The organism is Allobacillus sp. SKP2-8, from assembly GCF_007559355.1.
In the GTDB taxonomy this organism is placed as follows: domain Bacteria; phylum Bacillota; class Bacilli; order Bacillales; family Alkalibacillaceae; genus Allobacillus; species Allobacillus halotolerans.
Genome location: NZ_VMHF01000029.1, coordinates 1 through 12,332 on the forward strand (window position 1 = coordinate 1; position 12,332 = coordinate 12,332).

The following is a 12,332-nucleotide window of genomic DNA, read 5'->3' on the forward strand; positions in this document are numbered from 1 at the left end:
CCATCATAAAAAATGGGGCTGGCAAAGTTCTCGAATTTCTTTTGCATTTTTATCAGATTTTCTCTTGCAAAATACAAGGGGAGGTTGCATCATTATAATTGTATTTGGTTTATTTTCTTTTGTTACCATTATAATGTTTTTGATTTTATGTATAAAATTATTTACATACTTTGCTAAAAAGAAACCTTTTCCAAAAAAATGTTGATCGCAACGTTGTCAGGAGTTGTTTTGGTATCTTCTCTCTACATATATATAATGTATTTTTTTACATTTAACGATATTGATAAAGAATATACCCAAACAGGACCCGGACCTGTAATTTCACCCACAGGTGAGTATACGGCAAATGCATATTATGAACCATATGGTGGCGCAGCAGGTGGAGTTAATGTATGGGTAGAAATAACAAAACATAATGATGAAGACGAACAGAAAACGATCTATTATAGTGATGTGAATAATAACTTTAAAATTGAATGGGTAGATAAAGATACGCTATTCATTATAAATGAATCATCTGAGTACCCCGAACTAAATAAAAGTATTAAATTAGACGTGGAGAGAGAAATTTATCATGACAGAGGATTAGCCTGTCAGAGTTGGCTTATGAAAGATGAATATGAAACTTGTTATCAAAAATGAATGTCACTTTGGACTACGGAAAGCAAATCTGGAGACGAATAGCCCATAATTTTCAATTGTTAGCCATTTAACAGGATCAGACTTATTGAACTATGACGGAACAGAATTATTAAAGAAGGATATTAAGAAATTCAAAAGAAATTATATAAGCAAGTCATTTTGAAAGATAAGGTGGGAGTAAAATGAATAAATACATCGCAGCAATATTTACTTGTTCAGGCTTCATTATTATAGCTTTATCTGGTATTGGAAAAATACTTATGATCGGTTTACCAGAATTCTATGTAAACCAGGAAGAAAGTAGCATTATACCCTTAATAACATTTATAGGCGGCGTAATTACAGCTTTAATTGGACTATCTTTTTATATAATGAAGTTACTTACCTATGAAATTAGAAAATAGACAATCTTGCTCAACTATTAAATAGTAATGACAAAGCAGGTGTTAATCATGTCAAAAAGTTATGTTGCCGTTACATATGATGTTTGTGAACATAATGATTTATATGAAGATATGAATGAATATAATTTAGATTCTTCTGTTGATATGGGTAAGCAAGTAAAAAGGTTTGCTGAACAAGACATTGCTCCCTTAGTCAAAGTTTACGAGACGGCTTCAAGTGATATTGGGGAATTAACACTGTACAAGGAATATAAATTCAAGGAATTTGAGTGTGATTGTGAATAATAATTGCAAGTTACTCTAAAATCGGAGTCGCCATGCGCTTCCTGGCAGTCGTGATATTGAAATTAAAGTACTGTTTAACAGTGTAAACTTCCAACCGATCAGGGACCTCTTTTATTCCTCCAAAACGGAACCGAACGCTTCCACATCATAAAATTTATTTTCAGAAATGATTGAATTCATGATATAGTATGGGAAAAGCTTACATAAGGAAGAGCGATATGTCATTTCATAAATCCATTCTCGAAAATAGTATATTTCGTCCACTAACAGTGATTTCTATACTATTGTTGGTTGGTGGGTTAATCACTTCAGCCGGGCATGCTTTTTTGTTATTGTTTCTGGCAATACTCATCATTGCTATTTATGCATTGAGTCTATTTTATGAAAAACATGTGGATGACTTTTTGGAGGTTTCAGTTACACAAAAACAGCAGCGAGTGGACCCGGGGGATACCAGTTCAATTGAGTTGACAATTCGGCAAAAGGGTATTTTACCTTTATTGATGGGCAAAATTTCGTTGGAAATGGATGATGCCATTGAGTTAAGTGGGGGTAAAATGCATCGTCGTAGAGAACGAACATTTATCGAAAAGCCATTCAGCCTATTGTTTTGGGAAGAGAAAACAATAGAGTTTCCTTATACGGCGAAGCAGCGTGGCGTATCGCATATTCGTAGCCTGGAGATTAGTTTACCAAATCCATTCAACTTGAATCAGATTTATTTGAAGTTGGAGGATTTGAACTTAACGGAAGTTGTTGTTTTTCCAAAGAAAAAAGCTGTTCACAATTTGTTGCTTCAGCAGCCAAAAGGTAAAGGTGAACATGTAACTCAGCAATCCTTATACATAGATCGAGCTCGAAACATTGGCACAAGACCGTATGAATTTGGTGATCCATTTAATCAAATCCATTGGAAAGCAAGCGCAAGGACAGGTGATTTCCAAGTAAAAGTTGACGAGCGAGTTAGTCACTTATCACGGATGTTTCTAATCAATGTAAAGGTAACACGTGGGAACAAAGATGCATTTGAAGATATGATCGAGCAAATCGCTTACTTGGCGTTTGACGCTACTAAAAAAGGGATTCCTTACTCTTTATATATTAATATTTTATCGATGAATCGTGTGCCGTTTATTCATCAAGTTGAAGGAAAAGGGGAGAAGCATCTCGGGAATACGCTTGAACTATTGGCGCGCATCCAAGGAGGAACATTTACCGTACCGTTTGAAAACATGCTGAATCAAATCATATCGAAGGAACCATTAACGACAGATGTGATTCAAGCCGGGATGGATCACCCGGGTTATGGCTACTATTATCGCTTGTTCGAACTAAAAGGATCTCGGGTCCATCATTTGCAGCATGAAGATCTCCAAGAAGAGGGGGTGGCTGCAGATGGATCATTTGCCTAATCGTTATGCTCAATTCTATCAATACGTCTTAGAGTTGTTCCCTTTATGGATTGTTGTTTATTTTTTCCATATGCAAAATGATCTTGGGGTGTCATTGATTTCTCTTTTCTGTCTAGCGATCGTAGCTTATGCAGTTAGTACGCTTGTTTTTTTGAAGTCAGGGAGACCGTTGATTGCTTTCGGCCCGATTTTGGCGGGTGGCTTGGCATTTTTGTTCGGTTATCATTTTTTGCTGGTGTTATTCATGGCCGTTGTTTTATTCGTTCGGATTGAATCTCATTTAATGAAACCGGATCAAGACCATGAAGAAACCATTCTCGTCAGTACGTTGGTGCTAAGCGTAGTCGCATATCTATTCAGTATAGGGAATGGCTACCCATTTGCGAACGACTACTTATTGATGGCGGCTGTCTTTTTGTTTACGTTTTTGCTTGGACGATTTTTGCTTTATTATCTTAGCGACCCGGATGGCGCAAACAGTGTCGGCAAAAAGAAAGTGGTTTGGTTTTTAGGTATTGGATTCGTATTGTTTGTTGGTACCTATTTGCTAACGTTTCTTTATCCGTATCTACGTTTTTTGTTTGAATATGTCTTTTACGGCGTGCTGATGGCTCTTGCTTGGATTGTTTCACCAATCATGAAGCTGACAGAGTACATTGATATCGAGCCGCCGGAACCTATTTCCATCGAAAATGAAACTGAAATCGTTACAGGTCCCCAACAACCGGAATCAGAGACAACGATGATTGGTACGTATATTGAATGGTTTTTATATGGAATCGGTGGGCTAGTGATCTTAATCCTTCTATTTTTAATTTTAAGGCATCGAAAAAAGTTGACACCAGAAGAAGCCTCACAGAAGGAAAAGACGGTTACGGTACAAAAGAATCGTACGACCGAGCAACACTTGTGGAAGAGCAATCGTCAACAGGCACCGAAACATGCCATCCGAAAAATTTATTATCAACTAGAGAAATGGGCTGCAAACCAAAAGCTCGGTCGTTACCCTGATGAAACAATCGACGAGTGGCTTGACCGGCAACAAATCTTTGGTAAAGAGCGGCAGCAAGTAATCGAACGTTATGAAAAAATACGTTATGCCGAAAAAAATGATGAAAACAAAATAAAATCGTTTCAGGATGACGTTTCTGTACTGAAACAAATGTTAAAAAGCAAGAAGGAGAGCAACAATGAATAAATGGTCCATCTATCAAGTAATCGTCGTTATCACTTTAATTGTCGGTGCTGTTATATTTGAACAGCTGGATGTCGATCTTCATTATCAAATGGGTGATTCGATGGGAATGGTTACTTCTCAGTTATTGGTTATGACAGGTTTTCTTTTCATTAGCGGGCTCATGTGCTTGTTCTTTCTTTTCCAAACAAAGAAAAGCCAGACGTTTTTACAACATCCGGCGTGGAAAAAAATGCTTCCTATTATATTTGCTTGGTTTACAATATCATTTATCGCTTTCATTTTCGCTTTTCAAAACGATTCATTGACAGAATTTGTTGATTATCGTGTTAGTTTCTATGCATTGCTGTTTTACTTCACATTTTTATGGCAGTTGCTATTGATCACCGGTGTTCATAAATTTGCGGATGCAACAACGTCAGCGGAACGACAAATCGAATATTCATACCTTGTGAACCTAGCGTTAATGGTGTTACTTTTCTTTTTTGTTTAGTCGAAATCATGGTCAGATGCTTTCTTCAAATAACTTTTCATCAACATTTTACAATGCATCATTTCTTCATGATAATCATATAACATCGACGCAAGCGGGATTAATTTTAACCGCGCTTCTTCGTCACCTTCATCATAATAATTGATCAATTCAACAATCAACCCCTTAACATCAGGAGTTGAAACACTATGGAGCGGGTCGGTATCCTTTGAGCGGATCCGGCCTTGATACATCAGCATCAACTTCTCATGTGTATGCATGACTTTATCGACTTCTTTTAAAATTCGCCTACTGATATCTTTGGAAATATGCTCGATATCGTAATCCAGTCGGTGTAGTGTCGTCAATAAATCATAAGACTTTCGGGATAGTGAAATAAGCGAACGGAAAATGACTAACTTTCTTGCCCGTTCGATTCCCTTTGTTCTTGAATATGTCCGTTCTTCCGAGAATAACAAATACGTGTTCTCCAATTGCCAAAGTTCCGTGTTTAGCATTTCAATTTCTTTTTTGAGAGCAGGCTGATCGGCTAGATGCCTTGTCGTCACACGAATCCACTGCAAAAGATCGGAGGTTAACTCACTGATTTGGTTAAACAATTGGATTTCATATTTCGGCGGCAAGAAAGCCAAATTCACCAAGAACGCAGAAAAAATACCAATTAAAATAGTCGTGAACCGCATTCCGGCAAACTCTAAATAAACGACATTAGAAGAGTCCATCATCAATGCGAGAACAGCGATAATAGCGATAAAGGTAGTATCTTCCTTCATTTTGAAAAACGTACATATACCTATAACGAGCACAATACCTGCACCAATTAAGAAGGGAGCGTTTCCAGCTGTCAAGACGAGCGTGATTGCAATAGCTGAACCTAGAATGTTCGCTTGAATCTGCTCTGCCATCGTTTGAAAGGAACGATAGATGGAGGGCTGTAGTGACGTTGCGGCCGCAATTGTTCCAGCAAAGAATCCAGCCTCAAAACCAATCAAGGTGGCGATATACATCGTGATCATAATTGCGACACCTGTCTTGAATGCACGTGCACCTAATTTCATTAAATCAACCTCCACTTCTTTTCAAATATCGACGACGAGAATTTTTTCTCGTTTATAACGAATGTCGTATCTCTTTTTATCTTATAACAATCTACTACCTATAACAATCTGATATGCAACAAAAAAAGAAGCGTCCGCACAAATTGCGAACACTTCAATCTGGCAATACCAGAAAGGAAGGGAGTTTTCATAACATCGTTCCTTTAATAAGGGGTAATCCAATAATTCTGAATTATCTATATATTAACACATTGATTTAAAAAAACAAGACTATTTTTGCTTTTTTGGGAAACTTTTTTATGTTTGTATTTTGCACGAACACTCGGATTGAAACTCTTCTATTTTTCTTGGCTGAGACGTTGCGCTACAGTGTTAATTTCTTCTGCTTCAGGGTTAAATGGCGTCGCTTCAGTGTTAAAAGGGCTCGCTTCAGTGTTAATTCACGAAGCTTCAGTGTTAAACGGCGTCGCTTCAGTGTTAATTCACAAAGCTTCAGGGTTAAACGGTAAACCTTCAGTGTTAATACGCAAACCTTCAGTGTTAATCAGCATCGCTTCAGTGTGATCAATTCGACTTGGAGTTCTCCTACTTGCGATTGCAGATGATCAGCAATTATTACTACGGATTAGTCGAGCTTCATATAAAAGTACTTCAAACTAGGATTTCGCCATTTCTGCAAAGCTATCATCAACTGCGTCTAATGTTTTTTCGATATCTTCATCGGTATGAGCAATCGTTAAGAACCAAGCTTCAAATTTTGACGGCGCAAGGTTGATCCCTCGATCCAACATCAATTTGAAAAATCGAGAAAACATTTCGCCATCGGTATTCTCCGCTTGATCATAATTTGTAATTTCTTCATCGGTAAAGAAAACGGTAAATGCTCCTTTTAATCGGTTAATTTTTACCGGAAGACCATGCTTGCTTGCGCTTGCCAAAATTCCTTCTTCCAACTTTTCACCCATCTCGTCTAATCGCTCATAGTGGGCTGGATCATTTAAAACTTCAAGACAAGCAATTCCTGCGGCCATCGATGCCGGGTTTCCAGCCATTGTTCCAGCTTGGTAAGCAGGTCCGAGCGGCGCAACTTGTTCCATGATATCCGCTCGTCCACCATAAGCACCGATCGGAAGGCCTCCACCGATGATTTTACCCATCGCAATCATATCAGCATTCACACCGGTTAATTCTTGTGCACTGCCATAATGAAAGCGAAAAGCGGTAATGACTTCATCAAAAATTAACAAACTACCATTCTGATGTGTCAGCTCTTTCACTTTTTCCAAGAAACCAACTGCGGGTTCGACAATGCCAAAATTACCGACAATCGGTTCTACTAGGACACCGGCCACTTCATCGCCGTAACGATCTAATGCATCACGGAAAGCTTCCACGTCATTAAAAGGAACTGTGATTACTTCTTGTGCGATACTTTGAGGTACACCAGCAGAATCAGGAGTTCCTAAAGTAGCGGGTCCAGAACCTGCAGCAACCAACACTAAGTCAGAGTGACCATGGTAACAACCAGCAAATTTAATGATTTTCGTTCGATTCGTATACGCACGAGCGATACGGATGGTGGTCATCACTGCTTCCGTACCGGAATTTACAAAACGTACTTTTTCCAACGTTGGAATTGCATCTTTTAACATTCTCGCAAACTGATTCTCTAATTTTGTCGGCGTTCCATATAGTACACCATTATAAGCGGCTGTAGAAATCGCCTCAGCAATATGTGGATGTGCATGTCCTGTAATGATTGGACCATAAGCACCTAAATAATCGATATACTCATTGCCATCGACATCCCAGAAATGGCTGCCTTTCGCTTTTTCCATAAAGACAGGGGTTCCACCTCCAACCCCTTTATATGCACGTGATGGTGAGTTGACACCACCGAGGATTAAATCATTTGCTTCTTGATAAAGTTTTTCAGATGTAGATCGGTTCATAACAACATACCTCCTAAAAGATTCTCGTTAACCATTCTAGCATAACGATTCGCGAACATCTTTTGAAGAGAAACTTCATATAATAAAGCACTAACGATGAAACTGGTGATTACATGGATCGTTTATTTGCTATACTCGTCATTCTGATTATCATTAGTAGTTTATTTGTGTTTATAAAAAATTATCAAGATGTGCGGGGTGCTTTTTCAAAAGAGCTGTTCACTTCGTTTATAGCCATCTACTTCATCTTGATGCTCGGTTTTGCGCTGCTCTATTTCTTGCTATCTGAAGCAGGATTTTCATTGCTCATCGATCAGCCGCTCCAAGCTGGTACGTCCTTCGAGCGGTTTTTTCATTCGGTTTATTTCAGTGGAGTCACACTGATGACTGTTGGTTATGGGGATGTAACACCAATTGGCATCGGCAAGCCAATCGCTTTATTTGAAGCGATGATCGGGTATTTGCTCCCTGCAGCATTTTTGTACAAGCTCCTTGGTTAGTCGCCAAGATGCAACTTATTTCCCGGGAAATTTCCCAAACTTTTTGGAGGTTTGTCGAACGGACGATGAAGCTGCGGTAAACGATATAAATATTTGTCACTGTCAGAAAACTTCGGTAATCTTATAGTACAAACAATCATAAAGGGGATGTTTTATATGACAGTAGAAGTAGGACAAACAGCGCCTGATTTCACATTACCAGCAAGTAACGGTGAATCCATCAGCTTATCGGACTATCGCGGAAAATACGTCGTTTTATATTTTTATCCAAAAGATATGACACCAGGCTGTACGACCCAAGCCTGTGATTTTAGAGATCAATATGAGAAATTTAGCGAGTTGGATGCAGTCATTCTAGGTGTAAGTCCGGATTCGGTTGACCGACACAACAAATTTATTGAAAAACATGAGTTGCCGTTTTTACTACTCGCAGATGAGGACCATCAAGTCGCTGAAACCTATGACGTCTGGAAGTTGAAAAAGAATTTCGGAAAAGAATATGAAGGAATTGAACGTTCTACTTTCATCATTGATAAAGAAGGGAATCTAGTGAAGGAATTCCGAAAAGTTAAAGTGAAGGATCACGTAGAAGAAGCACTACAATACATCGAAAACAATTTGCAATAAGACATGCTACTTAAAGGAGTAAAAACAATATGAAAGTACTAACGACATTCAAAACGAAAGCAGCAATCAAGGAAGATATGGAAAAAACATTCCCTCAAGTCGAGTTTTTATGGAAAGAATCGATTGAGGAAGCGGAAACGGAATTGCATGAAGCAGAAGTGGTTGTCACTTATGGTGTGGACTTGACTGAAGAACATATTGAGAAAGCAAAGAAGCTGAAGTGGATGATGGTTGTCTCAGCAGGGCTTGATGACATGCCGTTAAAGAAGATTGCTGAGAAGGGTATCGATGTGACAAATGCACGAGGAATCTCTGCGGGGCCAATGGGTGAATATGCAATTGCGATGTTACTCCAAGTTGAACGACAAGCGAAGGAGCTTTATGAACAAGAAAAAGCTCATGAATGGTCACGCGCGGTAAAAATGGTTGAGATTTCTGGGAAAACGATGCTGATTGCTGGAACGGGTGCAATTGGTCAGGAGGTCGCACGTTTGGTGAAAGCTTTTCGCATGAAAACGATTGGTATTTCAAAAAGTGGGCGTGCGAAAGAAAACTTTGATGAAACGTACACAATGGATGAACTGAATGCACAATTAGGGAATGCTGATTATGTAATTAATGTTTTGCCGGCAACAGAAGAGACAGAGAAAGTTTTTACTGGTACACAGTTCAACGCGATGAAAAATGATGCAGTTTTTCTAAATATGGGTCGCGGAACAACTGTCAATGAACAAGAGTTAATCGATGCCTTAAAAGAAGACAGAATAAAACATGCGATTTTGGATGTAATGGAAGAAGAGCCTCTAGATGAAAGTAGTCCATTGTGGAGTTTAGAAAATACCACTATTACACCGCACTTATCTGGAATCTCTAGACATTATCAACCGCGGGGTTTTGAGATTTTTAAACAAAACTTGGATGCTTACTTGAAAAATGAAGCTTTTCCGCTCAATCAAATTGATGTTCGAAAGGGGTATTAATATGCGCATATATACGCGTTCAGGTGATAAGGGAAAAACTTCCTTGATTTATGGGAAAAGAGTTCCTAAAAATGATGTCCGGGTTGAGGCCTACGGAACCTGTGATGAAACAAACTCAATGGTTGGCATGGCACTTAGTCAATTGGTGAATGAAACGTGGGAAGGGAAGCAGGAAGTCATTGATGCACTTCATAAAGTGCAGACTATTTTATTCCATGTCGGCGCAGAACTTGCAACACCTAGTGATAAAGAGGTCATGTGGAAGTTGAAACAAGAGCATATCGATCATTTGGAAGAAACAATCGATCGATGGGATCAAGATCTAGATGAATTGAAAAATTTCATCCTGCCATCTGGCCATCCAGCAGCAGCGAGCCTGCACGTAGCTCGGACGATTGCTCGCCGTGCGGAACGTGTCACGATTTCCATGGGTGATGACTTGACCAATCCATTGGTACAATCCTATTTAAATCGCCTTTCTGATTTCTTGTTTGTCGCAGCTAGATATGTGAATCATCATTTAGGTGGCGAGGAACTACCTTTGCATACAGATATTTAACGGAATCTTAGATACAGAATGGATCATCTCAAGTAATCCAATCCTCTCTTTTTAAGCAATGAACTGCTTAGCTTATTTAGAAAGAATACAATTTAATTGACAATCATGGGAGTCGCTTAGTAAACTAGATTATAAGCATTCTAATGTAAGAATATTATTATTTAGGAAAGCGAGGTGCATGACGGTGCCTGAGCAAAGATTACAAGAAGCATTAACAACCTTAAAGAAATCAGGTGTACGTATTACACCACAGCGTCATGCAGTGTTGGAATACTTGATGCAATCCATGAAGCACCCAACTGCAGATGAAATTTATAAAGCATTGGAAGACAAGTTTCCGAACATGAGCGTTGCGACCGTCTATAATAACCTTCGCGTTTTTTTAGATATCGGACTTGTTCGAGAATTAACATACGGAGATTCTTCCAGTCGATTTGATTGCAACACATCCGATCATTACCACATCATTTGTGATGAGTGTGGGAAGATTGTCGACTTCCATTACCCTTCATTAAACGAAGTGGAACAACTTGCTGAACAAGTGACAGGATTTGATGTAACGAACCACCGGATGGAAGTTTACGGCACTTGCGAAGATTGCCAGCAACTGGCAAAGCATTAGAGTAATAACGAAAGACACAAAAAAAGGGCTAACTAATTAGCCCTTTTTTACATATGCACATAATAAATATGAATGAAGTTGTTATTTGTCTTGTTGTTCTTTCCAATACTTTTTGGAATTATACTTTTCATCAAATTCTTTACCTTCAAGGTTGCGGTCGAATGTGAGAGGCTGCTTGCAATGCATACAAGCATCGACTCGTCCGAGCATCTTAGTTGGTTTTCCACATTCCGGACATTCAATCGGAATGGCTTTTGTCGATAACATGCCAATCCATAAGTAAATAACCGTACTCAACCCAATGGCTATTAGGCCAAGAATCATCAACGTGACTAACAACCATTCAATATTTCTGAAATAAAGTCCAATATACATAATGATCATTCCGGCAAAGATTAGCCCTAAAGCTACTGTCCGGATTTTATTAATTTTACTACTGTATTTTAACCCCATGGTGAACCTCCTTCTTTCCACAAGAAGTATAGCATATTTGTCTCATAACTTGTTAATGGAAGAATGAACATTCAATAGATTGTCGAAAAGATAAAAAGACCCTACCTATAGGAAAGAATTCTAAAAAATGGTTTCGTTTTGAATTGGCTTTGTCTAGAATGAAAGTATCTACCAATTATGAAAAAACATCCTACACAATCACCAAGGACACATTGAGGAGGATCATATTGAAGGGAATATGGAAATGGATTTTACCAATTTTGATTGTTGCAATAGTCGTTGCTGGTACATACTATTGGATGAATCCAAATTTTTTAGGGGAAAGTAACGAGACCGAACCAGAAGTGGATGAAGAAATTGAGCAAGCAAGAGAACAAGCAAAAGAAGATGTAACAGAAGAAGAGATTGAAGAATATCAAAAAGAAGGTAAAAACCCTTTCGGTCAAAAACGCGAGCAAAGCGAATTGAACGAAGCGTATTACAGAGAGTATATTCATGGGATGTCGCACCAAAAAGTAAAGGCCAATAAAAAATGGGGCTTCTATTTAATCACACAAGAAAGAATTGATTGGCTATTGAATGGGTTGGATGAAATATCAATCAATAATGAAGATATCTATCGTGATATACTGACTCGCTGGTCTAATGGAGATTTTTCACAAGCCGATGAAGACCATAATACAATATGGCGAATGCAGAATGGAACCGTCGGTGAAGCTTATGGCGTTATGAGTGAGGAAGAAGAAGCGGCATATATTGAGCAAGTGAGAGAAGGATCAGGAGACCGATAGTTGAAAGGGAAGTTGCATCGAGTAGACACTTGCATTAAATAGTTGCGAGAATGAAAGAATGAGAAATCATTTAACGACTGGAGAACCGGTAGTTAATGGGGGTGATCTAAGAAAGTGAAAAAAAGAAGAGAAAATCTATTGACTTCCATAAATACTCCATGCTATATTTATAAGCGTCGCAAAAACAGCTAAATAAGTTGCTAACACAAATTCAAAAAAAGTATTGACGCAAACTTGAATGCGTGTTACATTTATAAAGTCGCTGTTTTGAAGCGAAGAAACACAAAGAACATTTCGAACCTTGAAAACTAAACAAAATAGCCTGAAGTCAATTCGGTTTCTTTCTTATTGATTGGGAA

15 protein-coding genes and 1 pseudogene are annotated in these 12,332 nt (G+C 38.5%); 13 read left to right on the forward strand and 3 right to left on the reverse strand.

Annotated elements, in window-relative coordinates; genetic code table 11:
- The 7 genes and pseudogenes from FPQ10_RS13420 to FPQ10_RS12410 all read left to right on the forward strand — a co-directional run.
- Positions 1-205: pseudogene (locus FPQ10_RS13420) on the forward strand (hypothetical protein); the annotation flags it as partial.
- An 8-nt stretch (positions 206-213) separates the two neighbouring features.
- On the forward strand, positions 214-642 hold the full coding sequence (locus tag FPQ10_RS12385; RefSeq protein WP_246569302.1) for a DUF5412 family protein: 429 nt from the start codon (positions 214-216) through the stop codon (positions 640-642).
- Positions 643-824: 182 nt separating this feature from the next.
- The gene (locus FPQ10_RS12390) at positions 825-1,046 is read left to right on the forward strand and encodes a hypothetical protein (RefSeq protein ID WP_144163809.1); all 222 of its coding nucleotides are present in this window, start codon (positions 825-827) and stop codon (positions 1,044-1,046) included.
- Positions 1,047-1,094: 48 nt separating this feature from the next.
- On the forward strand, positions 1,095-1,331 hold the full coding sequence (locus FPQ10_RS12395) for a hypothetical protein (RefSeq protein WP_144163810.1): 237 nt from the start codon (positions 1,095-1,097) through the stop codon (positions 1,329-1,331).
- A gap of 218 nt (positions 1,332-1,549) precedes the next feature.
- The gene (locus FPQ10_RS12400) at positions 1,550-2,743 is read left to right on the forward strand and encodes a DUF58 domain-containing protein (protein ID WP_186278685.1); all 1,194 of its coding nucleotides are present in this window, start codon (positions 1,550-1,552) and stop codon (positions 2,741-2,743) included.
- The gene (locus tag FPQ10_RS12405; RefSeq protein WP_144163812.1) at positions 2,727-3,941 is read left to right on the forward strand and encodes an MFS transporter; all 1,215 of its coding nucleotides are present in this window, start codon (positions 2,727-2,729) and stop codon (positions 3,939-3,941) included. Before FPQ10_RS12400 ends, FPQ10_RS12405 begins: the two co-directional genes overlap by 17 nt.
- Complete coding sequence (locus tag FPQ10_RS12410; protein ID WP_144163813.1) at positions 3,934-4,431, forward strand: hypothetical protein; 498 nt, start codon at positions 3,934-3,936, stop codon at positions 4,429-4,431. The genes FPQ10_RS12405 and FPQ10_RS12410 overlap by 8 nt, the downstream gene beginning before the upstream one ends.
- On the opposite strand, the gene FPQ10_RS12415 is transcribed toward FPQ10_RS12410, so the two are convergent.
- Together FPQ10_RS12415 and FPQ10_RS12420 are read right to left on the reverse strand one after the other, a co-directional pair.
- A complete protein-coding gene (locus FPQ10_RS12415) occupies positions 4,428-5,489 on the reverse strand; it encodes an FUSC family protein (protein ID WP_144163814.1) in 1,062 nt (353 codons plus the stop codon). The two genes, FPQ10_RS12410 and FPQ10_RS12415, sit on opposite strands and share 4 nt — an antisense overlap.
- A gap of 656 nt (positions 5,490-6,145) precedes the next feature.
- On the reverse strand, positions 6,146-7,441 hold the full coding sequence (locus FPQ10_RS12420) for a glutamate-1-semialdehyde 2,1-aminomutase (RefSeq protein WP_144163815.1): 1,296 nt from the start codon (positions 7,439-7,441) through the stop codon (positions 6,146-6,148).
- 113 nt (positions 7,442-7,554) lie between these two features.
- Here FPQ10_RS12420 and FPQ10_RS12425 point away from each other — a divergent pair, with 113 nt between their 5' ends.
- The 5 genes from FPQ10_RS12425 to perR all read left to right on the forward strand — a co-directional run bounded on the left by FPQ10_RS12425 (position 7,555) and on the right by perR (position 10,729).
- Complete coding sequence (locus tag FPQ10_RS12425; RefSeq protein WP_144163816.1) at positions 7,555-7,941, forward strand: potassium channel family protein; 387 nt, start codon at positions 7,555-7,557, stop codon at positions 7,939-7,941.
- A 156-nt stretch (positions 7,942-8,097) separates the two neighbouring features.
- Positions 8,098-8,568, forward strand: coding sequence for a thioredoxin-dependent thiol peroxidase (gene bcp / locus FPQ10_RS12430; protein WP_144163817.1), 471 nt, complete (start codon positions 8,098-8,100; stop codon positions 8,566-8,568).
- A gap of 29 nt (positions 8,569-8,597) precedes the next feature.
- The gene (locus FPQ10_RS12435; RefSeq protein WP_144163818.1) at positions 8,598-9,548 is read left to right on the forward strand and encodes a D-2-hydroxyacid dehydrogenase; all 951 of its coding nucleotides are present in this window, start codon (positions 8,598-8,600) and stop codon (positions 9,546-9,548) included.
- Between the two features lies 1 nt (position 9,549).
- Positions 9,550-10,107 carry a cob(I)yrinic acid a,c-diamide adenosyltransferase gene (locus tag FPQ10_RS12440; RefSeq protein ID WP_144163819.1) on the forward strand — a complete coding sequence of 186 codons (558 nt, stop codon included), beginning with the start codon at positions 9,550-9,552 and terminating at the stop codon, positions 10,105-10,107.
- 178 nt (positions 10,108-10,285) lie between these two features.
- Positions 10,286-10,729 (forward strand): peroxide-responsive transcriptional repressor PerR, encoded by a 444-nt coding sequence (perR, locus tag FPQ10_RS12445; protein ID WP_144163820.1) that lies wholly within the window; start codon positions 10,286-10,288, stop codon positions 10,727-10,729.
- A gap of 81 nt (positions 10,730-10,810) precedes the next feature.
- Here the strand turns inward: perR and FPQ10_RS12450 are convergent, their stop codons facing one another.
- Positions 10,811-11,182 (reverse strand): YgzB family protein, encoded by a 372-nt coding sequence (locus tag FPQ10_RS12450; RefSeq protein ID WP_144163821.1) that lies wholly within the window; start codon positions 11,180-11,182, stop codon positions 10,811-10,813.
- A 227-nt stretch (positions 11,183-11,409) separates the two neighbouring features.
- Here FPQ10_RS12450 and FPQ10_RS12455 point away from each other — a divergent pair, with 227 nt between their 5' ends.
- The gene (locus tag FPQ10_RS12455; protein WP_144163822.1) at positions 11,410-11,973 is read left to right on the forward strand and encodes a DUF6241 domain-containing protein; all 564 of its coding nucleotides are present in this window, start codon (positions 11,410-11,412) and stop codon (positions 11,971-11,973) included.
- Positions 11,974-12,332 lie beyond the last annotated feature (359 nt).

Excerpts from the sequence above, each read along its gene's own strand:
- FPQ10_RS12390 (WP_144163809.1), top strand. The coding sequence starts at position 825 with ATGAATAAATACATCGCAGCAATATTTACTTGTTCAGGCTTCATTATT.
- FPQ10_RS12395 (WP_144163810.1), top strand. The coding sequence starts at position 1,095 with ATGTCAAAAAGTTATGTTGCCGTTACATATGATGTTTGTGAACATAAT.
- FPQ10_RS12400 (WP_186278685.1), top strand. The coding sequence starts at position 1,550 with ATGTCATTTCATAAATCCATTCTCGAAAATAGTATATTTCGTCCACTA.
- FPQ10_RS12405 (WP_144163812.1), top strand. The coding sequence starts at position 2,727 with ATGGATCATTTGCCTAATCGTTATGCTCAATTCTATCAATACGTCTTA.
- FPQ10_RS12410 (WP_144163813.1), top strand. The coding sequence starts at position 3,934 with ATGAATAAATGGTCCATCTATCAAGTAATCGTCGTTATCACTTTAATT.
- FPQ10_RS12415 (WP_144163814.1), bottom strand. The coding sequence starts at position 5,489 with ATGAAATTAGGTGCACGTGCATTCAAGACAGGTGTCGCAATTATGATC.
- FPQ10_RS12420 (WP_144163815.1), bottom strand. The coding sequence starts at position 7,441 with ATGAACCGATCTACATCTGAAAAACTTTATCAAGAAGCAAATGATTTA.
- FPQ10_RS12425 (WP_144163816.1), top strand. The coding sequence starts at position 7,555 with ATGGATCGTTTATTTGCTATACTCGTCATTCTGATTATCATTAGTAGT.
- bcp (WP_144163817.1), top strand. The coding sequence starts at position 8,098 with ATGACAGTAGAAGTAGGACAAACAGCGCCTGATTTCACATTACCAGCA.
- FPQ10_RS12435 (WP_144163818.1), top strand. The coding sequence starts at position 8,598 with ATGAAAGTACTAACGACATTCAAAACGAAAGCAGCAATCAAGGAAGAT.
- FPQ10_RS12440 (WP_144163819.1), top strand. The coding sequence starts at position 9,550 with ATGCGCATATATACGCGTTCAGGTGATAAGGGAAAAACTTCCTTGATT.
- perR (WP_144163820.1), top strand. The coding sequence starts at position 10,286 with ATGACGGTGCCTGAGCAAAGATTACAAGAAGCATTAACAACCTTAAAG.
- FPQ10_RS12450 (WP_144163821.1), bottom strand. The coding sequence starts at position 11,182 with ATGGGGTTAAAATACAGTAGTAAAATTAATAAAATCCGGACAGTAGCT.